Here is a 22,204-nt window from a genome sequence, read left to right on the forward strand (position 1 = left end):
CCGACCATGAACCTCACCAAGATACTTGCCGGCCTGCTGCTGGTACTGGCCTTGGCCTTGGGCCTGGGCGCCTTGCTGCTGGGCCGCCAGACGGCCAACCGTCCCGTGGCACCCGTAACCGAGGCCAGCGGCACCTCTGCCAGCCAACCTGCCCCTACCCACGCAGTCGTGGTAGCAGCTAAACCCATTGCCGCAGGCCAGCGCCTGGTAGCCGACGATATCAAGATTGCGCAGTTGCCAGTGGCGGTAGCGTCCAGTTTCTCGACGACCGATGCACTGCTGGGCCGCACCACCACGATGGCTCTGGTGCCCGATGCACCGCTGTTTGAACAGCAGCTGATCAGCGGTTTGGCATTGCAGGTCGAACCCGGCCAACGCGCAGTGTCCGTCGGCATCCGCGAGGCCATGGCCGCTGGCCACCATGTGCGGCCTGGCGATTTTGTCGATGTGTTCTTTACCTTGGATGGCAAGACCGACGCCGCCGAGGTGGACAGCCAGACCCGGCTGCTGCTGGCGCGCACCCGTGTGCTGGCCTATGGCGCAGCCAGTGTGGAAAACCCACCGCCCACCCTGGCCCAGCGCCAGCAGGACGAGCAAGAGGCCGCCAAGACCGGCAGCAGCGCCAATGCGGCCCGGCGCAATACGCAAGATGCCCAGGCGGCGCGCAACGCAGCCACCGCCGTGCTGGCCGTTCCTTTGCAGGATGTCGAGCGCCTGACTCTGGCCGAGAAATACGGCCAGCTGAGCCTGGCGCTGCGCCACCCTGATGACAGCCGCGTGCCCGACCCGGCGCTGTTTGCCGCGCTGCCTACCGTGCTGCAGCCGGTAGCGGGCAAGCTGGCCAAGGGCGAGCAATTGCAGGACATGGACCGCTCCTTTGCCGGCCTGCGCTTCAAGGACCTGGCAACGGGCGCCGACAGCAAACCGGTGCGCCGCCCGCCCGCCGTCACGCACGCCAAGGCGCCTGCGGCACCTGCTGCCCCGTCCGTACCGCTGCGCACGGTAGAGGTCTACCAGGGCGCCAGCGCGCAGACCGTACGTTATTGAGGGCGACCGGGGTTGTCAGCCCCGGCCGTCCGCGCCACCACAGGCGCACACGGACCCGCAGGGCCCGGAACCAGAACGAGACAGACGAGGGAAACGACTATGAGAACCACTGCACTCGCATCCGCCGCCTGGCTGCCCCTGTTGGCCGGCACCTTGGCCGTGCAGGCCCAGCCGGTGGCCCCCGCTGCCATGAACGTGCAGCCCCTGGCACTGGTGCAAGGCCAGCAGCAGCTGTTCAAACCCGGTATCGCCATTGCACGCATCGCCATTGGCGACCCTGCGGTGCTGGATGTGCAGGTGCTGGGCGAACTGCCCCAGACCGGCAAGCCTGCCGCAGGCAAGGCAGCGGGCCAGCGCCCCACCCGCCATGCCGAGCTGCTGCTGACCCCCAAGGCTGCTGGCAGCACGACCTTGATGGTCTGGCCTACGCAGGGCGAACCGCATACCTGGAGCATCGTGGTCAGCGGCCCGCGCCTCTTGCTGGAGCGCCGCCTGCAGTCCCTCCCCGAGCACGCGCGTGCCTCGTCAGAACTGGCCGCCCTGGCCCCCAAAGGCACGCCATTGGCCGACCTGTCCAAGGTGGACGTGCGCAGCAATACCGTGCAGGTGGATGTACAGGTGGTGGAGTTCAAGAAATCGGCCATGCGGCGTGCGGGCGTGCAGCTCAACAGCGGTGGCGCCAATGACCATGGCTTCCAGTTCGGGGTCTACACCCCTGGCAGCAATGGCAGCAGCAGTGGCTCGTCCAGCGGCAGCAGTGGTGGTGGCAACGGCGGCGACAACGGCACCTCGGCCATTGCCAGTGCGATGAACCTGGTGCTCGGCTTTGGCCGCGCCTTCAGCGGCCGGGGCATTACCGCGCAACTGGGCTTTCTGGAAGGCAATGGCCTGGCACGTGTGCTGGCCAAGCCCACCTTGGTGGCCCATAGCGGCCAGACCGCGAGCTTTCTGGCGGGTGGCGAAATCCCCATTCCCGTGCCCAGCGGCGGCAGCAACAGCATTTCCATCCAGTACAAGGAGTTTGGCGTCAAGCTGCAGCTGACACCGACCATTCTGTCGAATGAGCGCATCGCCCTGAAGGTGGCGCCCGAGGCCAGCGACCTGGACTACACCCAGGGCGTCACCATCAACGATATCTCGGTGCCCGCGCTGCGCACCCGCCGGGCCGACACCTTTGTCGAGCTGGCCGACGGCGAGAGCTTTGTCATTGGCGGGCTGGTCAGCCGCTCGACCCTGTCCAACGTCAAAAAGGTGCCGCTGCTCGGTGACCTGCCCATCCTGGGCACCTTCTTCAAGAATCTGGATTACTCCCAGGAAGAGACCGAGCTGGTGATCATCGTCACGCCACGCCTGGTGCAGCCTTTGCCGGCAGGCACCAACCTGGAGGCCCTGCTGCCTGGTGCCCAGCAGGAACTGCCCAATGCTGGCCGCGTGTGGGCGCCCTATGCCGTGGGTGCGCCCTATGCCGACTCGCCCCTGCCCGGCTTTTCGTACTGATGCCATGAACAAGGATTCTCTCGCCCCCCACAGCGCAGGCCCCGCGCCCGAGAGCCCCTCGCTGGCCGACCTGCTGACGCCCCGGCCCGGCCAGGCACGGCCTGCGCCGGCAGATGCCAGCGAGCGCCCCGCGTTGCGCGCCGTGCCTCCCTCGCTGACACAGGTACCCGCGCATGCCGACCACACGGCCGACAGCGCCGCCACGGTGCCACTGCTGCTGGTGCAAGCGCCCGCGCCGCAAGGCGCACTGGCGCTGGTCTGGATGCAGCGACTGCTGGGCGGCGCCCAGCCCCATGTTGCCCCAAGCCTGTACACGGTAGCCGAGCAAGTGCGGCAGCTGCAGCCCCATGCCGTGCTGGTGCAGTTTGATGGCGCCAATGTCGATGCCGCTACGGCGCTGGTGGCGCAACTGCAGCAGGCATTCCCGCATATCCCTCGCCTGGCAATCGGGCATGCGCAGGAGGCCCCATGCCTGCTGGCCGCGCTGCGCGCGGGCGTACAGGATTTTCTGGATCTGGATGCACCGCTGGAGCCGGCCCAGCGCGTGGTCAGCCAGTTGCTGGCACGCCCCGCTGCCGTTGACCACCGCCGCGCGGACACCGCCCCGATCACCGCGCTGCTCTCGGCCCGCGCCGGCCTGGGCTGCAGCCTGCTCGCATCGCACCTGGCCTGGCAACTGCAAGAAGGCCTGAGCCCGGCCCATGGCGCCAAAGCCACAGCGCCCGCCAGCCATGCGGCCGATGCGCAAAGCTTGCACACCTTGTTGCTGGACATGGGGAGCTCGGGCGGGGACTGCGCCATCTACCTGAACACCCCGGGCGAGTTCAGCCTGGCCGATGCGCTCAGCCAGCAGCGCCGCCTGGACAAGCGCATGGCGGCCAGTGCGCTGTCGCGCCACCCCAGCGGCCTGCGGCTGCTGACGATGCCCCGCCATGCCACGCCGCCAGTGGCCGGCGAGATTGACGCGCTGGTCCAGCGCCTGGGCCAGTACTTTGAGCACCTGGTGCTGGATTTGGGCGCCGACACTCCGGTGCCGGTAATGGCCGAGGTGCTGCCGCAGGCCAGCGAGGTGTGGCTGGTTTGCGACCAGAGCGTGGCCAGTGTGGTCTGGACGGCCGAGCTGCTACAGCAGCTGCAGGCCATGGGCGTTGCAGCCGATCGCATCGAACTGCTTGTGAACCGCCATGACAGCCGCCTGGAGCTGGCGGCTACCCATATGGCGGCGCAGTTGCAATTGCCACTGTTGGGCCGCATTCCGGAGCGCCGCCGACCGCTGATGCAGGAGGTCAACCGTGGCCAGCTGCTGCAGGCGCAGCGCCGCAGCGAACCCTATGTGAAGGCCGTCGCCCAGCTGGCTGATCAGCTGCTGGCCGAGCACCACCCACAGCGCCCGGGCCACCGCAGCAGTGCGGCAGGCCCCTTGCTAACCCTTCTCCAGCGCCTGCGCGGCCACTGAACACGACCATGACCACCCCGGACTACACCAACGCCGCCACCGCTACCAGCGACAGCTTGCAGCATGCCCAGCTGCTCGCCGATCTGAAGAACCATGTCTACGAGCATTTGCTCAGCCGCATTGAGGAACTGGGGGCGGAGTTTGGCCGCTGGTCACAGGCGGCAATTGCGCAGTTTGTGAAGCTCGAACTCGACAGCTTTATCCGCCTGCATGCGGTGCCGGTCAACGAACAGGAGGCCCGCCAGGTGGGCGAGGCGCTCAGCCGCGAACTGACCGGCCTGGGCCCGCTGCAGCCGCTCCTCGAAGACCCGAGGGTCGAGGACATCCTCATCAATGGCTACCGGGATCTCTATGTCTCGCGCGGCGGCATGCTCGAGCGCGAGGCCTCGCATTTCAAGGACGACGAGCATGTGCTGCGCATCGTGCGGCGCATTCTGGCGCCGCTGGGCCGGCGGCTGGATGAATCCAGCCCCATGGTCGATGCCCGCCTACCCGATGGTGGCCGTATCAATGTGATCATCGGCCCGTTGGCCATCGACGGCCCCACGGTCTCGATCCGCAAGTTCCGCAAGGATCCGCTGACGCCCAAGGACCTGGTGCAGCTGGGGAGCTTTAACGAAGACATCTGCCGCATTCTGGAGATGGCGGTGAAGGCCCGCTGCAACATTCTGGTGAGCGGCGGCACCAGCTCGGGCAAGACCTCCTTGCTCAATGCGTTGGCCAGCTTCATCCCCAGCAACGAGCGCATCGTGACCATTGAGGACACCGCCGAGCTGGCCCTCAACCACAGCCATGTGGTGCGGCTGGAGAGCCGGCCGGGCAGCTTTGATGGCTCGGGCCATGTGAGCATCCGTGACCTGCTGGTCAACAGCCTGCGCATGCGGCCCGACCGCATCATCGTCGGCGAAGTGCGCAGCGGCGAGGTGCTGGAGCTGCTCCAGGCGATGAACACCGGCCACGATGGCTCCATGGGCACTATCCATGCCAGCTCGCCCCGCGAATGCCTCTACCGCGCCGAGATGCTGGCCGGCTTTGCAGGCTTTCAGGGCAGCGAAGTGAGCCTGCGCCGCCAGATTGCCAATGCGGTGGACTTCATCGTGCAGATCGGCCGCCTCTCCAACGGCCGCCGGCGCCTGTTGTCGCTGACCGAGGTGACCGGCATGACGGACAACATGATCTCCACCCAGGAACTCTACCGCTACGAGGCCCAGATCGGGCCCGATGGCCAGGAGCAAGACCAATGGGTGTCCATGGGCATCTCCCCCCATTCCCCCAAATTGCTGGCCTGGTGGCGCGCCCAGCAGCAGCCCGGCAGCAGCGGAGGGCCACGATGAACATCCACCCCGCCGTCCTGGTCATCGCCGCCCTCGCCTGCGCGCTGCTGGCCCTGGCGCTTTGGCTGTTCTCCCGTGCGCGCCAGCAGCAGGCGCGGCAATCGATTACCGGCCACCTGCAGCGCAGCCGCGATATCCAGCGCGATCTGATGGCAGGCGTTGCGGCAGCACCGATGCCTGGCATGGTGGCCGATCCGCGCGCCTCCACAGCCTTGGCGGGCGCACCCGGCAGCTCGGCGTCAGCACGGCAGTGGCTGTATGACCACCTGGGCTATGGCGCCTGGGGCATCAGCCCGCGTGGCGTGGTGATGATCGCCGGGCTGGGCCTGGTACTCGCATTTGTGGTTGCACTGCAAGCAGGCGCCTTGCTGGGAATGATGGTGCTGGGGGTCTATGCATTGCTGACCTGGTTTGGCATCTGGCACCGGGTGAGCAAGCGCCGCGCCAAGATGCTCTCGCTGCTGCCCGGCTTTCTGGACAATATGGTGCGCCTGATCTCCATCGGCAATTCGCCCCACGCAGCCTTCCAGTTTGCCAGCGGCAATGTGCCCGAGCCGCTGGGCAGTGCCTTGCAGCATGTCAATGCCTCGCTCAGCGTCTCGCCCGACCTGGGCCAGGCGATGACGCAGTTGGAGCGCACCTGGAAACTGCCCGAGTTTGGCCTGCTCGCCGCCGTGTTCCGCATGAGCACACGCTATGGCGGCCGGGTGGACCAGGTGCTGGAACGCGTATCGGCCTATATCCGCGACCGCCAATCGGCCGAACGCGAACTGCATGCGCTGTCGGCCGAGGTGCGTCTGTCCGCCTGGGTGCTGGCTTTGCTACCCATCATTGTCGGCACCTTGATCATGTTGCTCAACCAAGGCTACTTCATGCGCATGTGGAACGACGGCACCGGTCAGAAGATGATTTTTGCCGCAGCCGGCCTGGAGGTATTTGGTTCTTTCCTGCTGTACCGGCTGGCACGCCTGAAGTAAGGAAGGCCCAAGATGTTCCGATCCATTTGCCAACTACACCGCCACGACGCATCTCGGTCTGCGCACGTGTCCAGCGCAAGGAAGTGCCTATGAACGCCGACCAACTGTGGATCGCCAGCCTGGCGCTCGCTGCACTGGGTCTGCTGATGCTTGCCGGCAGGCTGCTGCTGCGCCAGCACCGCGCCGAACGCACCGGACAGCGGGTGGCACAGTTGCTGCAGCAGCGCGAGGCCATGGCGGCGGCGGTAGTACAGCCGTTCCCGATGCCGGGGCTGCAGCCGCTGGTTACCTCGGCAGTTCAGACTGAGCAAGAAGCAGCCCAGCAGGTGCTCGAACGCCTCCAACCACCGGCGTGGCTGGAGACAGGACTGGCCAAGGCGCTGTTCGCCCAAGAGGACCGCAAACTCATGGAGCAGGCGGGCATCGACATTGGCCGAGGTGGTCTCATTTTTGTGGGCTGCCGCACCGTGCTCTGCCTGTTGCTGCCCGCGCTGGTGCTTCTGCTTTTGCAACCGCAAGGTATGAAGGCCGTGTTCTATGGCTTTGCAGCGTTCAGCCTGGGCCTGATGCTGCCCAAATGGATTCTGCGCTCCAAGGCCAATAACCGGCGCAAGCAGGTGGTCGAGGAGCTGCCGCTGTTTGTGGACCTGCTGCGGCTGCTGCAAGGTGTGGGCCTGAGCATTGATCAGAGCCTGCACATTCTGGCGACCGAGTTTGGCAGCGTGCTGCGGGTGCTGAGCGCCGAGCTGGGCCTGGCCAACCGGCTCTACAGTTCGGGCCGCACACGCGAGCAGTCGCTGCAGCGCCTGGCCATGCTGGGGGCCGACGACGACATGAGTGCCGTGGTCAACCTGCTGGTACAGGTGGACCGGCATGGCGGCGCCGTGCAAGAGCCGTTGCGCGAGTTCAGCCTGCGGCTGCGTGAAAAGCGCCAGGCCAGTTTCAAGGAAAAGATCGGCACCATCACCGTCAAGATGACCGGCGTGATGGTGCTGACCTTGCTCCCTGCATTGATTGTGATCACCGCAGGCCCCGGCTTTACGGCGGTGATCCGCTCCCTGTCATCCATTGGAGGGCGATAAGCATGCGCCAGACCCACCGCAACACCCGAACACGGTCCCTACCGCTGCTGGCCTTGGCCGCAACGCTGCTGGGCGGCTGCGCCTCGAAGGGCCCGCAAGGCTATGGCGCTGCCGAGCAAAGCACGGCCGCCCAGGCGCAGCAGCAAATGGAAAAAGCCGCGCAGCTGACCCAGATCGATGCGCAGCAGACCTATCTGAACCTGATCCGCCAGATGCAGCAGGCCAACCAGTGGTATGCGTCGCTGGCACACACGCAGGCCTTTGAGCGCCAGTACGGCAGCCAGCCGCAGATCCGGCTGATGCGCGCCGATGCGCTGCGCAACACCGGGCAAGGCAAATTGGCCGAACAGGGCTACCAGGCCTTGCTGGCCGATCCTGACAGCAGCACGGTCGCACGTGCCCGGCGCGGCCTGGGTCTGCTGTATGCCAGCCAGGGCCAGTACCCCAACGCTATTGCACAGCTGGAGATGGCACGCCAGATCAACCCCATCGATGCCGATGTACTGAGCGACCTGGCCTATGCCCATATGCTGGATGGCCAGACCGAGGCCGCCCATCTGCCGGTGCTGCAAGCGGCGCAGTTGGCCCCCGGCAATGCGCGGGTGCAGCTCAACTTGGCCCTCTACCTGATGGCCAGCGACCAGAAGGCGCAGGCCTCGCAACTGCTGCAGCGGCTGAGCCAGCCCGCGGCCAAGAATGTGCCCGCGCTGATTGATGCGAACTCGATGCAGACCTTGCAGGCCCAGTTGCAGACGGTGCAGACCGCCATGCGCCGGCGCAATGGCGGTGAGTTGCCCTCGCCCACACCGGCTGCTGCAGCGCCATTGGTGGACAGTGCCGCGCTTGCCACCAGCCCGCTGACCGTTCCGGCTGCTGCCCCTGTTGTAACCCCGGCAGCAGCGCCATCCGAAGTGCCAGCGGCGGGACCTGGGCCTGCCTTGCCCACGGCCTTGCGCAGTACGGCCGCTGGCAACGACAGCCAACCCATCACCGCATCCCCGGCACGCCCCATCGCGCCTTAGCACCACCAGGAGTACTCCATGTCTCAGTCTCTTTCTCTCCCCACCTGGCGTTCCGTGCTGATGCTGGGCCTGGCTGCTAGTGCCGGCCTCTCGGCATTCGACGTGCATGCCGAATCCAGCCGCGCTGTGGTATCGGTCGAGGCCGAGGTGCCCAGCCTGGAGATGACACGGCAAGCGCCGGTGGTGCAGATTCCCGAGCGCGCCTCACCCGCCACGCAGCCCTATATCCCGCTGGCCACGGAGAACAGCAACCCGTCGCTGGAAAACCCGGTCATCTGGCGCAGCCGCCCCATCGTCATCGGCAATGCCACCGAGCGCCTTCTGGCCATGCAGACGGCATCACCGGGCGTTCACCCTCGCCCCATTGATGGCGAGCAGGCCAGCCGCAGCTACCAGCGCTATTTGAAGAGCTTCGAGACCAAGATCCCCGAGCGCTTTGAGACCGGCCTGGATGTGAAAAAGTAAGTCCCCGCCGTCCAGGAGCCCGCGATGCGCCCGCACCCCACCTCATCCATGCACCGCTGCAGGCACTCGCGCCAGCAGCGCGGGGTGTATGCGCTTGAGTGGGCCATCATCTTCCCGGTGTTCTTTGCACTGCTCTACGGCATCGTCTGCTACGGGCTGACCTTTCTGGTGCGCCAGTCGATGCAGTATGCAGTGGAAGAAGGCGCCCGCGCTGCGCTGCGCTACCCCAGCTCCACGATCATCGGCAGCAACCCGCCCACCTGGGCCTTCCGCAGCCTGCAGGCGCGCCGCACCACGGCCAACGCGCTCAACTGGTTGCCGGCCGAACTCCGACCGGCCGAGAGCGATATCAACTTCACGCTCTGCCACCTGACAGACACCGCCTGCAACCAGGACACGGCGTTGAACCCGGCGCTCGACTGCAATATCGAGACTCCCTGCCTGGTGCTGGTCAGCTACCGCATCGCCAACTACCGCCAGGGCGCCATTGCGCCGGCGATTCCCGGTTTCGGCCTGTTGCTGCCCGCCAGCCTGCAGGCCCAGGCGAGCCTGTTGGTGGACAGGAGGATGCTATGAAGCAGCTCCGCCTGTATCTGCACACCAGCGCGCAGCCGCGGCGCCAGCGCGGCGTTGCGGCCATCGAGTTCGCGCTGATTGCCGTGTTCATGGTCGTCATGCTGCTGGGCGTGACGGTGTACTGGCGCGCTTTCCAGGCGCAGCAGTCGCTCACCCGGGCAGCGGGCGATGGCGCACGCGCCATTCTGGGCGTGCTGGCAGCGGGGGTCAGCGACCCCTGCCATCCCACGCAGGCAGCGGCCAACCGCGCCACCATCCAGCTGCGGGTGGCGCAATCGGTGCGCTCCAGTCTGGAGCGCAGTGACATACCGGGCACGGTGGCAGACCAATTGACGGTGGGCGCCATCCAATGGCAAGCGGCCTGCCCGAGCACAGGCACCGGCAGTGCCACATTTGAGCTGCGCTACCAGCTCGCGCCACTGTTCGGCACGCAAAGCGCCTGGGTTACCGAACCACGGCAGCTCTATGAAAAAAGCGTGGTGCACTTTGCATCGCTGCTGTGAGGAGGATCAGCACCATGTCCGCCTATAGCGCCCCTTCCCTACGACACCCCATACCTGCGGCCCAGCGCGGCGCCGTGCTGGTGCAGTTTGCGCTGCTCGCTGCCGTGCTGGTCACCTTGCTGGGCACCGTGCAGATCGGCTATATGTACTACGCCAAGCGGGATCTGCAGCGCATCGCCGATGTGGCCGCGCTCGAAGCCGTCAACGCCATCACCTACGGCAACTCTGCGACCTGCGGGCTGGGCCGGACAGCGGCCAACCAAAGCGTGACCACCCAAATGCGCCTGTCGCTGAACAACGAACAGCGCACGATTGACTGCGGCCACTGGGACAGCAGCAAGGCCGATGCGCTGCGCTTCGGCCTCAACAGCAGCCCGATGAATGCCGTGCGCGTGCAGCTCCAAGGCGAGGTGCTGCAGCTGGTGCCTTTTATCGGCTCCCGGGTGGTGGCCGCCGCTGCCACCGCAGCCAAGGACAGCGAACCGGTGGCCGCGTTCTCGATCGGATCGCAGCTGCTGCGCTTCAACAACAATGGCCTGCTCGGGCGCATCACCGCGCTGGTGGGGCTGGATATACAGCGCCTCACCGTGCTCGACAAGGACGGCATCGCCAATGCCAAGATCACGCCCTCGGGCCTGCTCAAGGTGCTGGGGCTGCCCATTGGTGTCAATGACCTGGCGCTGCTCACCCCCAATGACCTGGCCAACGTCAATGCCTCGGTGATCGACCTGATCGACGCCGCGATCCAGGCCGGCAGCGACAGCCTGCTCAATGCCGAGGTGGATATCGCTGCCCTGGTCGATCTGCGCACCTACCTGGCCGCCTTCCAGATCGCGAACGTCAGGCTGCCACTGGGGGGAGACAAGGGCTTGCTGGCGATCATCTCTGCGGGCGGCGCGGCCTCGCCCATCGGCGCTGGGCTCGATGCCGCCATCGGCCTGGGTGACCTGGTGCGCACCCACCTGCTCGCTGCCAATGGCAGCAACAGCGTGGCGGTGGGCCTGGGGCTGCCGGGCATTCTGGATGCCAACCTGACCGTGGTGGAACCACCGCGCAACGCCATCGGCCCCGCCAATGGCCAGACCAAGGCGCGCAGTGCCCAGGTGCGTTTGACCGTCAATATCGGCGAGCAAAAGAATGTCAGCACTCCCGGCCTGCTGACGGCGCTGCTGGGCAATCTGCTGGGCATTCGGGTGCACATCCCCATTCAGGTGGACCTGGTGCGCAGCACCGGCACCCTCGAAGCCATCCAGTGCACGCCAGCGCGCAATGACCGGCGCGCCAATATCTCCGTGCGCTCGGCGATTGGCGATGTCTGCATTGGCCAGCTCGATGCCAACGGCGTGTGCCAAAAGACCGAGCTGGTGGACCTGAACCTGCTCAACCTGCTGGGCGGGCTGCGCGTCCAAAGCAAGCTGTCCACGTCCGTGCTGCAAGGCGCCACCTACTCCTCGGCGCCCAATGCCCAGGCCTGCCCCTACAACAACAGCAATGTGGACGAGTGCCTGGTCGGCATGCAGGTGGATGTGGAGCGCTCCAGCGGCCCCAATGGGCTGCGACTGGGCACCACCGTCAGCAACCTGTTGAAGCAGGTGCCAGGCTTGGTTGGAGACATTCAGAACGCCGAGTACTACGGTGTGCTGGGGGGACTGCTGGGCGGGCTGCTGGGTGGTTTGCTGGGCGGCCTCAATGCGCTGCTCAACGTGGTCGTCACGGTGGTCACTGCGTTGCTCGCCCCGCTGCTCAACACCATCGGCGGCGCACTGGACCTGCTGCTGCAGGGCCTGGGCATCGAGCTGGGCCGCGCCAATGTGGATTTGCTGGGCATCCAGTGCGACACCGCCCAGATCGTGCAATGAGGACAGGAGTGAGCGCAGCGACATGAAGAACCGAGGGAATAGAACGTGAATCAGAACGATTTGGTCATCTACGTCTGGGAAGGCCAAGCGGACATTGCAGAACGGGTGGAGCGCTGCATGGTCAACTTGGATGTGGACGTGGTGCGCGCCGATGGCCTGACCCTGTCGCCCGTGGTGGCACAGGGCGGCAACGCCATTGCCGTGGTCAGTGTGTCGGTGCTGGAAGGAGCGCGATTTACGCGCCAGGGGATCGAGGGCAACTTTGGCGGCATGCCGGTGCTGTGGGTCAGCGCCAAACCGCGTGGCGAAGGACCGGGCACCTATGCCACCGAGTACTCCCATGTGCTGCCCTTTGACTTTACCGGCGCGGAGCTGCGGGCGATGCTGGTGCGCATTGTGCGGCGGCTGCAAAGCACCAGGCACAAGCAGCCCCGTGGCGACGACATCATCGCCGAGGCCGAATGCATGCTGGCGCTGCTGCGCGATGTGGACACCTTTGCCGACTGCGAGCACAGCGTGCTGATCTTTGGCGAGACGGGTACCGGCAAGGAACGCATTGCCGAGCGCCTGCATGAGCGCAATACCCACTACGGCCAGGGGCCCTTTGTCGTCGTCAACTGCGGCGCCATCCCCGATGGCCTGTTCGAGTCGCTGTTCTTTGGACATGCGAAGGGCTCGTTCACCGGTGCAGTGACGGCGCACAAGGGCTTTTTCGAGCAGGCCAATGGCGGCACCCTGTTTCTCGACGAAATCGCCGACCTGCCGCTGTACCAGCAGGTCAAGCTGCTGCGCGTGCTCGAAGAGCGCACGGTGACCCGGCTGGGCGCCACGTCGCCGGTGGCGCTGGATTTCCGCCTGGTCGCGGCCACCAACAAATCGCTGCGCGAGCTGGTGCATGCCGGGCGCTTCCGGGCGGATCTGTTCTTTCGCCTGGCGGTGATCGAGCTGCAGATGCCCAGCCTGGAAGAGCGTGGCGAGGTCGACAAGCTGGCCATCTTCAACAGCATCCTGCGCAAGGTGGTGGGCGAGGAGATGATGGAACGCCTGGGTGGGCCGCCGATGTTCATCCTCGACGCGATTGCGCAAATGTATTTCCCCGGCAATGTGCGCGAACTGCGCAACCTGGCCGAGCGCGTTGGCGTGGCCGCCCGCCAGACCCAGGACTGGCATGCCGGTGGCGCCACCGAGCGGCTGCTGCTGCAGGCCCAGAGCCTGTCGGCCACCACCTTTCCGCTGGAGCCCCATGCCGCCGAACCGCTGCTGGCCGACCGCAGCAACTGGGACCTGGAGGAGCGCAACCGCATCATCGAGGCCTTGCATGCCAACGACTGGCGGCGCCAGCACACCGCGCAGCAACTGGGTATCAGCCGCAAGGTGCTGTGGGAGAAGATGCGCAAGTACCAGATCTCGGACGGTGAACCGCTGGTGCCGCTGGCACCAGCCGCCGCGCAAGCCAACGATAACCTGCCCCTGTGACCCTGCAAACCCAGCCTTTGCCGACCATGACAGACAAACCCCTGATCGTTTTTGTAGGCGCGGTGTACCCGAGCCAGTACAGCCTGCTGTGCAGCTACCTGCGGGCCCAGGGCCTGGCCGATGCGTGGTTCATGACCACGCCCGGCCACAAGGCCAACCATGAGAAGCACTGCGACCACCTGCTGTCCTTCCAGCCCGATGGACTGATCGTCGGCCCCCAGAGCTACTACTACTCGGACAAGGTCGAGCGCTCGGCGCGCATCTGCCGGGGCGTGCTCAAGGCGCTGGAAGACTTCGAGGCCGCGCAAGGCCGCAAGATCGATGTGGTGGTCGCCCATTCGCTGTGGGGCGCGCCCAACTGGCTGTATGGCGAGCTGGACGCCGCCATCATCAGCTACATCGAGTTTCCCAGCTACCTGGCCCACGGCTGGGATGCCGCCTACCCGCCCGACCAGGCGCAGCGCCTGGGCGACCGCAACACCGAGATGCTGAGCTTTCACCAAGTGCTGTGCAGCGACCTGACCATCGTGCCCAGCGCCTATGCGCGCTCGATGTTCCCGGCGCTGCTGCAGGACCGCATTGCGGTGCAGTTCGAAGGCTTTGACATCCAGCCGCCGCTGCGCAATTGGGGCGCGGCCAGCGAAGCAGCGGATGGGGCAGGCCGTGCCGACAAGCCTTTCACGATCGCCTTCTCGGCGCGGGATCTGTCCAGTGCCAAGGGCTTGGAGACCTATATCCGGCTGGTGGACCGCATGGTGCGCGAAGGCGATGGCCAGAACACCCGCTTCATCGCCATCGGCGATGCCAAGGCCTCCACCTACGGCTATGAGCAGCAATGGGTGGAGCGGCGCTACGGCGGCAAGGTGGAGAGCTTTCGCGACCATCTGCTCAAGGTCTACCCGGCAGCCGATGTGATCGAGTTCCCCGGCCACCTGCCCTATGGCCAGTTCTCGGCGCTGCTGGCCGAGGTTGATCTCTTCCTCTACCCACTGCGCTATGGCGTGGCCAACTGGGGCCTGATGGAGATCCTGGCGCGCGGCGGCTGCGTGATTGGCTCCAACTGGGGCTTTGCGCCCGAGCTGATTGCCCACAACGTCAACGGCCTCTTGCTGCCCGACAACGACGACGACTGGATCGACGCGATACGGCAGCTGCGCAACGACCCGGCCCGGCGCCAGCGCTATGCCCAGGCTGCGCTGGAGACCGGCAAGGCCTACCATATCGCCAAGGTGGCGCCCCGCTTTATGGCGCTGTTTCAGCGGGCGATGGCCAACCGCAAGGCGCCGCTGGTGGCGCCGCGCTAGGGCGGCATGGAGGACCTAGGCGCCCTGTGTCCACCTAGCGAAACCCTGGGCGCGCAACGCACAGGCCGGGCATTCGCCACAGCCATAGCCCCAGTCATGGCGCTCGCTGCGGTCGCCCTTGTAGCAAGTGTGGGTGTCTTCCTGCACCAGGGCCGTCAAGGCGTCGCCGCCCAGGTCCTGCGCCAGCTGCCAGGTCGCGGCCTTGTCGATCCACATCAGCGGCGTCTCCACCACCAGCTGCCGGCCCAGGCCCAGGCTCAGCGCCACCTGCATGGCTTTCATCGTGTTGTCGCGGCAGTCGGGGTAACCGGAGAAATCGGTCTCGCACATGCCGCCCACCAGCACCGTGCACTGGCGGCGGTAGGCCACCGCAGAGGCCAGGGTCAAAAAGACCAGGTTGCGCGCCGGCACAAAGGTATTGGGCAGGCCATCGGCCTGGTAGGCCAGTGCGGCATCCGTGGTCAGCGCCGTATCGCTGATCTGGCCGAGCACATCGATGTTCAGCAGGTGGTCATCCCCCAGCTTTGCCGCCCAGTGCGGGAACTGCGCGCGCAAGTGAGCCAGCACCGTGCTGCGGCATTCCAGCTCCACCCGGTGGTTCTGGCCGTAGTCGAAGCCAATCGTTTCCACATGGGCATAACGGCTCAATGCCCAAGCCAGGCAGACGGTGGAATCCTGTCCACCCGAAAAAAGTACCAGCGCCTTGGCGTCTTGCATGCTGCGCTTCTCCATCCATCAAAAATCTAAAAACCGGGCTTGTATGGGCAATGGCTCAGCTGCGCTCACCCCAGGCCGTGCTGGCATCGGTCAGCGCATCGCTGCGCGTGGCCGACAGTATCGCGTCGAGCAGTCCGGGAAAGCGTGCATCGAGGTCTTCGCGCCGCAGCGACAACAGGTTCTCGCGCCCCGCAGGGCGCTGCCAGATCACGCCGCTGCTGCGCAGCACGCGCCAGTGGTGCGTCATCGTGGATTTGGTCTGGTCGCGCAGCAGCGCCGTGCAGCTGCGCTCCTGGCCATCGGCCAGCACGCGCACCACTGCCAGCCGGGTGGGGTTGCCCAGCGCGGTGAGCACATTTTCCAGATGAATCTGCGCAGATTCAGGGTGGTGAGGAATCATCGGAGTCCATGCGCCACGGAGGCGCGCATCGATCGACCCGTCGGGCCGGGTAAAAGGCCGTCATTCTGCCTGGGTCAGCAGGGCTGACAGCCCGATGGGCGCTATTGTCCCCAAACCGCCAATACCCATGACGACAGTACGATTGTCATCGTACTATTAATATCGCTCTTTTCTGGCCCTGTGCCGGTGCTGTCCTGAAGGCACCGGATGTCGCAAAGTGGGAGCGCACAGGGCTGTAACATGCAGCTGAATCCAGCTGATATACCGACCCAAGGAGGTCAACATGGCCCGCCATACCCCCATAGAACGCTATCGCAACATCGGCATCTCTGCGCACATCGATGCCGGAAAAACCACGACGACCGAGCGCATCCTGTTCTATACCGGGGTGAGCCACAAGCTGGGCGAGGTGCATGATGGCGCCGCCACGATGGACTGGATGGCCCAGGAGCAAGAGCGCGGCATAACGATCACCTCGGCCGCGACAACGGCCTTCTGGTCGGGCATGGAACGCAACTTCCCGGCGCACCGCATCAACATCATCGACACCCCCGGTCACGTGGACTTCACGATCGAGGTCGAGCGCTCCATGCGCGTGCTCGACGGCGCCGTGATGGTCTATGACTCGGTGGGCGGCGTGCAGCCGCAGTCCGAAACCGTCTGGCGCCAGGCCAACAAGTACAAGGTGCCACGCCTGGCCTTCGTCAACAAGATGGACCGCATTGGTGCGGACTTCTTCCGCGTGCGCCAGATGATGGTGGACCGCTTGAAGGCCAACCCCGTGCCCATCGTGATTCCGATTGGCGCCGAGGCCGAGTTCTCCGGCGTGATCGACCTGATCAAGATGAAGGCCATCATCTGGGACGAGGCCTCGCAGGGCATGAAGTTCGAGTACCGGGACATCCCCGCCGAGCTGCAGGCCTCTGCGCAGGAATGGCGCACCAAGATGGTGGAAGCCGCGGCCGAAGCCAGCGAAGCGCTGACCGACAAGTACCTGAACGACGGTGACCTGCCTGAGGCCGACATCATTGCCGGATTGCGCCTGCGCACGATTGCGACGGAGATCCAGCCCATGCTGTGTGGCTCGGCCTTCAAGAACAAGGGTGTGCAGCGCCTGCTGGACGCCGTGGTCGAGCTCATGCCGTCGCCGCTGGATGTGCCTGCGGTGACTGGCCACAGTGAAGACGAGAACGACAGCACGGTGCTGACGCGCCGCGCCGACGATGGCGAGAAGTTCTCTGCCCTCGCCTTCAAGCTGATGACCGACCCGTTTGTGGGCCAGCTGACTTTTGTGCGCGTCTACTCGGGCGTGCTCAGCAAGGGCGACCTGGTCTACAACCCGATCCGTGGCCGCAAGGAGCGCATTGGCCGCATCGTGCAGATGCATGCCAATGAGCGCCAGGAAATCGATGAGATTCGCGCCGGCGACATTGCCGCCTGTGTGGGCCTCAAAGAGGTGACGACCGGTGAGACCCTGAGCGACCCGAGCGCGCCGATCATCCTGGAGCGCATGTCCTTCCCTGAGCCCGTCATTGCGCAAGCGATCGAGCCCAAGACCAAGGCCGACCAGGAAAAGATGGGCATCGCCCTGTCGCGCCTGGCCGCCGAGGACCCCTCTTTCCGCGTGCGCACCGATGAGGAATCGGGCCAGACCATCATCGCCGGCATGGGCGAGCTGCATCTGGAGATCATCGTGGACCGGATGAAGCGGGAGTTCAACGTGGAAGCCAATGTGGGCAAGCCCCAGGTGGCCTACCGCGAAACCATCCGCAATACGGTCAAGGATGTGGACGGCAAGTTCGTGCGCCAGTCGGGCGGCAAGGGCCAGTATGGCCATGTGGTCTTTACCCTGGAGCCGATGGAGTCCGGCGAAGGCTTTGCGTTTGTCGACGAAATCAAGGGCGGTGTGGTGCCACGCGAGTACATCCCCGCCGTGGAGAAGGGGGTGCGCGAGGCACTGACGACCGGCGTGCTGGCCGGCTACCCGGTGGTGGATGTGCGCGTGCGCCTGACCTTTGGTTCGTACCACGATGTGGACTCGTCCGAGCAGGCCTTCAAGATGGCGGCCATCTTTGGCTTCAAGGAAGGCATGAAGAAGGCCAACCCGGTCATCCTGGAGCCGATGATGGCGGTCGAGGTGGAAACGCCGGAAGACTATGCCGGCACCGTGATGGGCGACCTGTCGTCGCGCCGGGGCATGGTGCAAGGCATGGACGACATTGCCGGTGGCGGCAAGAGCATCAAGGCCGAGGTTCCGTTGTCCGAGATGTTTGGCTATGCCACGCAGCTGCGCTCGATGACGCAGGGCCGCGCCACCTACACGATGGAGTTCAAGCGCTACACCGAAGCGCCTGCCCATGTGGTGGCGGGCATTGCGACCCGGTCGAACCGATAAGGCCTGGGCCTGCTTTAGCAGGCCACTCAGTCCATAGGCAAGCAAGTCAGCAGGCACATCGCCCCCAAAGCGATGTGCCTGTTTTTTATGCGCCGTCCTCAAAAGCGCCAGGTGGCACCCAGCAAAGGCCCGGCCATCGTCACATCGATGCGCGTGCCGCCCCGGCGGTAGTCCAGGGTCAGCACCCGGTAGCCCAGCGAGACAAAGGCCTGCTCGCTCCACTGGTAGTTGACGGTGGCAGCGACCTGGTGCGTGGCCCGCGACCCTAGGCCAAAGCCACCCACATCGCCATAGGCAATAGCCGACCAGCGCGGCGCAATGGGGATATGGGCGCGCAGGCCAAGGACAGGGTCGACAAACCGCTTCTCGGGCGAGGCCTGCACCAGGCCGCCCGCCACATCGACCGAGGCCTTGACGCTCCAGGCGCGCAGGCCCGCCAGCAGATCCAGGTTGATATCGGCGTTGGAGACCGCACGGTAGCCCGCAGCCAAGGTGGCGGAGGCCTGGCGGAAGCTGCCCGATGCCGGCAGACCAAGCGGCAGCTTGCCCGAGCGCGAACTGGACGAATAGCTGATGTCGCCCAGCAGCACCAGGCGGTCCTTGCGGGCATAGCCGGTCAAAAAGAATGCGGCATCCAGGTCCTTCATTACGTCGGAAAACGACTTGTCCATCGACACCACACTGCCGCCTCGCAAGGGCCGCAGATCACCGCCCACCCCACTGGCCCAGACATAAGGTGTGAGCTGAACAGCCCAGGTGCCGGTGGCGCCCTCCTCTGCCGGTGCAGGCAGCTGCTGCGCCACAGCGGCCAACGGCAGGCCTGCGATGGCGGCCAGCGCTGCAAGGCGCCTCGCATTCGCACACAGGAGCACCCGGGGGTGCAAGGTGGAAGACCCTGGCATCGCTATCCCTCCATCTGCCAGAGCGGGAGGCCAGGGCAGTTTGTTTGATTAATAAAACTACTTATAGATCGAACAAATCATCGCACGGATCGGCGGCCATGCACAGCGATGGCAGAGCCCGGCCACCCCGCCACCCCCCGCCGGTTCGCCGGTTCGCCGGTTCGCCGGTCGCCGCCCCCGCTAACCTACATGCGCAAAGCGCTCTGCCAGCCAGTCGATGAACACCCGTACCCGTGCCGAAGGCTTGCGGCTGTAGGGATGGAGCACCGACACCGGCATGGGCGGCGGAGGCAGCTCGGGCAGCACCTCCAGCAGCTCGCCCTCTTCCAGCGCCCGCGCAATGCGGTAGCGCGGCACCTGCACCATCCCCAGGCCCGCCATCGCAGCACCGGTGTACAGGTCAGCGCCGTTGACGGTGATGCTGGGCTTGAGGCGCCGCTCCACCACCTGCTTGCCCACACAAAACTCCAGTGCCACCGGCCGGCCCGTGGCGCTGGAGACATAGGCCACGGCGGCATGCTGGGGCAGTTCATCCAGCGACGCAGGCAGGCCATGGCGCTTGGCATAGCCACGGCTGACCACGGTCACTTGGCGCAGCGACGCAACCTGGCGCCCGATCAGCGATGAGCTTTGCAGGCTGCCAGCGCGCAGCACGCAGTCCACCCCTTCGCGCACCAGATCCACCAACCGGTCGTCTTCGGCCATGTGCAGCTGCACCTCGGGGTAGCGGTTGGCAAAGTCACCCAGGTGGGGCATCACAAAGTAGCGCGCCAACGTGCCCTGCAGGTTGACCCGCAGCAAGCCCTGCGGCGGCGCGTGGCGAAAGGCGCTTTCCGCTTCCTGCAGATCGGCCAGCAGCCGGGTGCAGCGGCGGTAATAATCCTCGCCCTCGGGCGTCAAACGCACCTGGCGCGTGGTGCGGTCCAGCAGGCGCGCGCCCACGCGGGCCTCCAGCCGCTGGACCAGATTGGTCACCGTGGCGCGCGGAATCTGCAAGTCGTCCGACGCCTGCGCAAAGCTGCTGCGGTCCGCCACACGCACAAATACCTGCATCTCCTGAAAGCGGTCCATGGGCCAAAGGGACGCTGCAGCGTCCGGTAATTATTAAAGTAAACCGAATTATAAAATTCAAATCAGGGCAATGATCTTTTGAATGGAATAGTGAAAAATCCAGCCATTCCATCAACGACAGGAAAACAGACATGACCAAGCCCACATCCATCGCCCTGATCACTGGCGCATCGCGCGGCATCGGCGCCACCATTGCCCGCCGCCTGGCCCAAGAGGGCCATGCCATCGCCATCAACTACGCCAGCAACGCGCAAGAGGCCGAGGCACTGGCCCAGGCGCTGGTGCAAGAAGGTGGCCAGGCGATGGCCATCCGTGCCGATATCTCGCAGGCAGAGCAGGTCCAGGCCATGTTCGGCGCCGTCGAGCAGCAACTGGGCAAGATTGATGTGCTCGTCAACAACGCCGGCGTGCTGACCACCAGCCACCTGGCCGAAACCAGCGACGCGCTGTTTGCCAAAACCTTTGCAATCAACACCCAGGGCGTGTTCAACACCCTGCGCGAGGCAGCCACGCGCCTCAACGACGGCGGGCGCATCATCAACCTCTCGACCACCGCACTGGCGCTGAACATGCCCGGCTACGCCATCTACAACGGCAGCAAGGCAGCGGTAGAGGCTTTTACCCGCGTGTTTGCCAAAGAGCTGCGCGGCCGCCAGATCACCGTCAACGCGGTGGCCCCGGGACCGGTCGCGACCGAGCTGTTCTTTGCCGGCAAGAGCGAAGCGCAGATCGAACACTTTGCCAAGATGCCCCCGCTGGAGCGCCTGGGCGAGCCCGAAGACATCGCCGCCGTGGTCGCATTTCTGGCCAGCAAGAACGCCGGCTGGATCAACGGCCAGGTGCTGCGCGCCAATGGCGGTATTGCTTAAGCCCCAGCGCCAGCTCTCACTGCCGGCCGGTCAGCACGCCCGTGGCTGGGGCAGCGCAGATCACCACTCCGCCACACTGCCATCCGCATGGCGCCAGACCGGGTTGCGCCAGCGGTGGCCTTCGTTGGCGCGCTCCACCACATAGGCCTCGTTCACCTCGATGCCCAGGCCGGGGCCGCCGGGCATCGCCACATAGCCGTCCTGGTAGTCAAAGGCATCGCGGTTGTGCACATAGTCGAGCAGGTCATTGCCCTGGTTGTAGTGGATGCCCAGGCTTTGCTCCTGGATGAAGGCGTTGTAGCAGACCGCATCGATCTGCAGGTTGGCAGCCAACGCAATCGGGCCTAGCGGGCAATGCAGGGCAACGGCAATATCGTAGGCCTCGGCCATCGCGGCGATCTTGCAGGTCTCGGTGATGCCGCCCGCGTGCGAGGGGTCGGGCTGGATGATGTCGACACCGCCCTGCGCAAACACGCGCTTGAAATCCCAGCGCGAGTAGAGGCGCTCACCCAACGCGATGGGTGCAGCGCCGATGGCGGCCAGCTCGGGGATCACCTCCAGGTGCTCGCTGAGCACCGGCTCCTCGATGAACATCAGGTTGAAATCGCGCAGCTCGCGCATCAGCACCTTGGCCATGGGCTTGTGCACCCGGCCGTGAAAGTCCACACCAATGCCGATGTGCTTGCCCACCGATTCGCGGATCATCGCCACATTGGCGACGGCCTGCTCCACCTTGGCGTGGCTGTCGATGTACTGCATCTCTTCGGTGCCGTTCATCTTCACGGCGGTAAAGCCGCGCGCCACCGCCGCTTGCGCCTGGGCCGCCGTGTCTGCCGGGCGATCACCCCCTATCCAGGAGTAGACGCGGATGCGGTCACGCACCTTGCCGCCCAGCAGCCCATGCACGGGCACACCCAGCGCCTTGCCCTTGATGTCCCACAGCGCCTGATCCACTCCGGCGATGGCGCTCATCATCACCGGGCCGCCCCGGTAGAAGCCGGCGCGGTACATCACATTCCACAGGTCCTGCACATTGCGCGGGTCGCGGCCCACCAGGTAGTCGGACAGCTCCTCAACCGCAGCGGCTACGGTGTGGGCACGGCCTTCGACGACCGGCTCGCCCCAGCCGACGACACCTTCGTCGGTGTCGATCTTGAGAAAGCACCAGCGCGGGGGCACGATAAAGGTGGTGAGCTTGACGATTTTCATGGGAAGAAAGAAGAAGAATGGGTGGGGATCAGCGGATGCGGCG

At 65.5% G+C, this 22,204-nt stretch carries 20 protein-coding genes; 15 read left to right on the forward strand and 5 right to left on the reverse strand.

The features are described 5' to 3' along the window. Nucleotides 1–6: 6 nt before the first annotated feature. The 13 genes from cpaB (at nucleotide 7) to ACCQ08_RS14230 (ending at nucleotide 14,598) form a co-directional block, all read left to right on the forward strand. Nucleotides 7–1,047, forward strand: a complete 1,041-nt coding sequence (gene cpaB, locus ACCQ08_RS14170) for a Flp pilus assembly protein CpaB (RefSeq protein WP_373450181.1) — start codon at nucleotides 7–9, stop codon at nucleotides 1,045–1,047. Between the two features lie 99 nt (nucleotides 1,048–1,146). Beyond that, nucleotides 1,147–2,544: a type II and III secretion system protein family protein gene (locus tag ACCQ08_RS14175; RefSeq protein WP_373450182.1), complete on the forward strand. Its 1,398-nt coding sequence runs from the start codon at nucleotides 1,147–1,149 to the stop codon at nucleotides 2,542–2,544. 4 nt (nucleotides 2,545–2,548) lie between these two features. Beyond that, nucleotides 2,549–4,000, forward strand: a complete 1,452-nt coding sequence (locus ACCQ08_RS14180) for a CpaE family protein (RefSeq protein WP_373450183.1) — start codon at nucleotides 2,549–2,551, stop codon at nucleotides 3,998–4,000. A gap of 8 nt (nucleotides 4,001–4,008) precedes the next feature. Next, nucleotides 4,009–5,334 (forward strand): CpaF family protein, encoded by a 1,326-nt coding sequence (locus tag ACCQ08_RS14185; protein WP_373450184.1) that lies wholly within the window; start codon nucleotides 4,009–4,011, stop codon nucleotides 5,332–5,334. Then, on the forward strand, nucleotides 5,331–6,311 hold the full coding sequence (locus ACCQ08_RS14190; RefSeq protein WP_373450185.1) for a type II secretion system F family protein: 981 nt from the start codon (nucleotides 5,331–5,333) through the stop codon (nucleotides 6,309–6,311). The genes ACCQ08_RS14185 and ACCQ08_RS14190 overlap by 4 nt, the downstream gene beginning before the upstream one ends. An 89-nt stretch (nucleotides 6,312–6,400) precedes the next feature. Beyond that, on the forward strand, nucleotides 6,401–7,393 hold the full coding sequence (locus ACCQ08_RS14195; protein WP_373450186.1) for a type II secretion system F family protein: 993 nt from the start codon (nucleotides 6,401–6,403) through the stop codon (nucleotides 7,391–7,393). A gap of 2 nt (nucleotides 7,394–7,395) precedes the next feature. After that, nucleotides 7,396–8,415, forward strand: coding sequence for a tetratricopeptide repeat protein (locus tag ACCQ08_RS14200; protein ID WP_373450187.1), 1,020 nt, complete (start codon nucleotides 7,396–7,398; stop codon nucleotides 8,413–8,415). Between the two features lie 18 nt (nucleotides 8,416–8,433). Beyond that, nucleotides 8,434–8,880, forward strand: coding sequence for a DUF3613 domain-containing protein (locus ACCQ08_RS14205; RefSeq protein ID WP_373450188.1), 447 nt, complete (start codon nucleotides 8,434–8,436; stop codon nucleotides 8,878–8,880). 24 nt (nucleotides 8,881–8,904) lie between these two features. Next, nucleotides 8,905–9,456 carry a TadE/TadG family type IV pilus assembly protein gene (locus tag ACCQ08_RS14210; RefSeq protein ID WP_373450189.1) on the forward strand — a complete coding sequence of 184 codons (552 nt, stop codon included), beginning with the start codon at nucleotides 8,905–8,907 and terminating at the stop codon, nucleotides 9,454–9,456. Further along, a complete protein-coding gene (locus ACCQ08_RS14215) occupies nucleotides 9,453–9,959 on the forward strand; it encodes a TadE/TadG family type IV pilus assembly protein (RefSeq protein WP_239811755.1) in 507 nt (168 codons plus the stop codon). Before ACCQ08_RS14210 ends, ACCQ08_RS14215 begins: the two co-directional genes overlap by 4 nt. A gap of 14 nt (nucleotides 9,960–9,973) precedes the next feature. After that, nucleotides 9,974–11,818 (forward strand): TadG family pilus assembly protein, encoded by a 1,845-nt coding sequence (locus ACCQ08_RS14220; protein ID WP_373450190.1) that lies wholly within the window; start codon nucleotides 9,974–9,976, stop codon nucleotides 11,816–11,818. A 45-nt stretch (nucleotides 11,819–11,863) separates the two neighbouring features. Then, complete coding sequence (locus ACCQ08_RS14225) at nucleotides 11,864–13,294, forward strand: sigma 54-interacting transcriptional regulator (protein WP_373450191.1); 1,431 nt, start codon at nucleotides 11,864–11,866, stop codon at nucleotides 13,292–13,294. A gap of 26 nt (nucleotides 13,295–13,320) precedes the next feature. Beyond that, the gene (locus ACCQ08_RS14230) at nucleotides 13,321–14,598 is read left to right on the forward strand and encodes a glycosyltransferase (RefSeq protein WP_239811752.1); all 1,278 of its coding nucleotides are present in this window, start codon (nucleotides 13,321–13,323) and stop codon (nucleotides 14,596–14,598) included. Between the two features lie 15 nt (nucleotides 14,599–14,613). Here ACCQ08_RS14230 and queC read toward each other — a convergent pair whose 3' ends face one another. Further along, nucleotides 14,614–15,315 (reverse strand): 7-cyano-7-deazaguanine synthase QueC, encoded by a 702-nt coding sequence (gene queC / locus ACCQ08_RS14235; RefSeq protein ID WP_373450192.1) that lies wholly within the window; start codon nucleotides 15,313–15,315, stop codon nucleotides 14,614–14,616. A gap of 55 nt (nucleotides 15,316–15,370) precedes the next feature. Next, on the reverse strand, nucleotides 15,371–15,715 hold the full coding sequence (locus tag ACCQ08_RS14240; protein WP_239811750.1) for a helix-turn-helix transcriptional regulator: 345 nt from the start codon (nucleotides 15,713–15,715) through the stop codon (nucleotides 15,371–15,373). Nucleotides 15,716–15,998: 283 nt separating this feature from the next. Here ACCQ08_RS14240 and fusA point away from each other — a divergent pair, with 283 nt between their 5' ends. Then, nucleotides 15,999–18,110 (forward strand): elongation factor G, encoded by a 2,112-nt coding sequence (gene fusA, locus ACCQ08_RS14245; protein WP_230776467.1) that lies wholly within the window; start codon nucleotides 15,999–16,001, stop codon nucleotides 18,108–18,110. Nucleotides 18,111–18,208: 98 nt separating this feature from the next. Here fusA and ACCQ08_RS14250 read toward each other — a convergent pair whose 3' ends face one another. Together ACCQ08_RS14250 and ACCQ08_RS14255 are read right to left on the reverse strand one after the other, a co-directional pair. After that, a complete protein-coding gene (locus ACCQ08_RS14250; RefSeq protein WP_373450193.1) occupies nucleotides 18,209–19,012 on the reverse strand; it encodes a hypothetical protein in 804 nt (267 codons plus the stop codon). Between the two features lie 180 nt (nucleotides 19,013–19,192). Further along, on the reverse strand, nucleotides 19,193–20,083 hold the full coding sequence (locus tag ACCQ08_RS14255; RefSeq protein WP_373450194.1) for a LysR substrate-binding domain-containing protein: 891 nt from the start codon (nucleotides 20,081–20,083) through the stop codon (nucleotides 19,193–19,195). Between the two features lie 131 nt (nucleotides 20,084–20,214). Here ACCQ08_RS14255 and ACCQ08_RS14260 point away from each other — a divergent pair, with 131 nt between their 5' ends. Next, on the forward strand, nucleotides 20,215–20,952 hold the full coding sequence (locus ACCQ08_RS14260; protein ID WP_373450195.1) for an SDR family oxidoreductase: 738 nt from the start codon (nucleotides 20,215–20,217) through the stop codon (nucleotides 20,950–20,952). A 60-nt stretch (nucleotides 20,953–21,012) separates the two neighbouring features. Here the strand turns inward: ACCQ08_RS14260 and dgoD are convergent, their stop codons facing one another. After that, a complete protein-coding gene (gene dgoD, locus ACCQ08_RS14265; RefSeq protein WP_373450196.1) occupies nucleotides 21,013–22,161 on the reverse strand; it encodes a galactonate dehydratase in 1,149 nt (382 codons plus the stop codon). Nucleotides 22,162–22,204: the final 43 nt, after the last annotated feature.

Source organism: Comamonas sp. SY3 (assembly GCF_041730275.1).
Classification (GTDB): Bacteria; Pseudomonadota; Gammaproteobacteria; order Burkholderiales; family Burkholderiaceae_C; genus Comamonas; species Comamonas sediminis.

What these genes read in the sequence shown, in the direction of transcription:
- cpaB (WP_373450181.1), top strand. Translation starts at nt 7, where the DNA reads ATGAACCTCACCAAGATACTTGCCGGCCTGCTGCTGGTACTGGCCTTG.
- ACCQ08_RS14175 (WP_373450182.1), top strand. Translation starts at nt 1,147, where the DNA reads ATGAGAACCACTGCACTCGCATCCGCCGCCTGGCTGCCCCTGTTGGCC.
- ACCQ08_RS14180 (WP_373450183.1), top strand. Translation starts at nt 2,549, where the DNA reads ATGAACAAGGATTCTCTCGCCCCCCACAGCGCAGGCCCCGCGCCCGAG.
- ACCQ08_RS14185 (WP_373450184.1), top strand. Translation starts at nt 4,009, where the DNA reads ATGACCACCCCGGACTACACCAACGCCGCCACCGCTACCAGCGACAGC.
- ACCQ08_RS14190 (WP_373450185.1), top strand. Translation starts at nt 5,331, where the DNA reads ATGAACATCCACCCCGCCGTCCTGGTCATCGCCGCCCTCGCCTGCGCG.
- ACCQ08_RS14195 (WP_373450186.1), top strand. Translation starts at nt 6,401, where the DNA reads ATGAACGCCGACCAACTGTGGATCGCCAGCCTGGCGCTCGCTGCACTG.
- ACCQ08_RS14200 (WP_373450187.1), top strand. Translation starts at nt 7,396, where the DNA reads ATGCGCCAGACCCACCGCAACACCCGAACACGGTCCCTACCGCTGCTG.
- ACCQ08_RS14205 (WP_373450188.1), top strand. Translation starts at nt 8,434, where the DNA reads ATGTCTCAGTCTCTTTCTCTCCCCACCTGGCGTTCCGTGCTGATGCTG.
- ACCQ08_RS14210 (WP_373450189.1), top strand. Translation starts at nt 8,905, where the DNA reads ATGCGCCCGCACCCCACCTCATCCATGCACCGCTGCAGGCACTCGCGC.
- ACCQ08_RS14215 (WP_239811755.1), top strand. Translation starts at nt 9,453, where the DNA reads ATGAAGCAGCTCCGCCTGTATCTGCACACCAGCGCGCAGCCGCGGCGC.
- ACCQ08_RS14220 (WP_373450190.1), top strand. Translation starts at nt 9,974, where the DNA reads ATGTCCGCCTATAGCGCCCCTTCCCTACGACACCCCATACCTGCGGCC.
- ACCQ08_RS14230 (WP_239811752.1), top strand. Translation starts at nt 13,321, where the DNA reads ATGACAGACAAACCCCTGATCGTTTTTGTAGGCGCGGTGTACCCGAGC.
- queC (WP_373450192.1), bottom strand. Translation starts at nt 15,315, where the DNA reads ATGCAAGACGCCAAGGCGCTGGTACTTTTTTCGGGTGGACAGGATTCC.
- ACCQ08_RS14240 (WP_239811750.1), bottom strand. Translation starts at nt 15,715, where the DNA reads ATGATTCCTCACCACCCTGAATCTGCGCAGATTCATCTGGAAAATGTG.
- fusA (WP_230776467.1), top strand. Translation starts at nt 15,999, where the DNA reads ATGGCCCGCCATACCCCCATAGAACGCTATCGCAACATCGGCATCTCT.
- ACCQ08_RS14250 (WP_373450193.1), bottom strand. Translation starts at nt 19,012, where the DNA reads ATGCCAGGGTCTTCCACCTTGCACCCCCGGGTGCTCCTGTGTGCGAAT.
- ACCQ08_RS14255 (WP_373450194.1), bottom strand. Translation starts at nt 20,083, where the DNA reads ATGGACCGCTTTCAGGAGATGCAGGTATTTGTGCGTGTGGCGGACCGC.
- ACCQ08_RS14260 (WP_373450195.1), top strand. Translation starts at nt 20,215, where the DNA reads ATGACCAAGCCCACATCCATCGCCCTGATCACTGGCGCATCGCGCGGC.
- dgoD (WP_373450196.1), bottom strand. Translation starts at nt 22,161, where the DNA reads ATGAAAATCGTCAAGCTCACCACCTTTATCGTGCCCCCGCGCTGGTGC.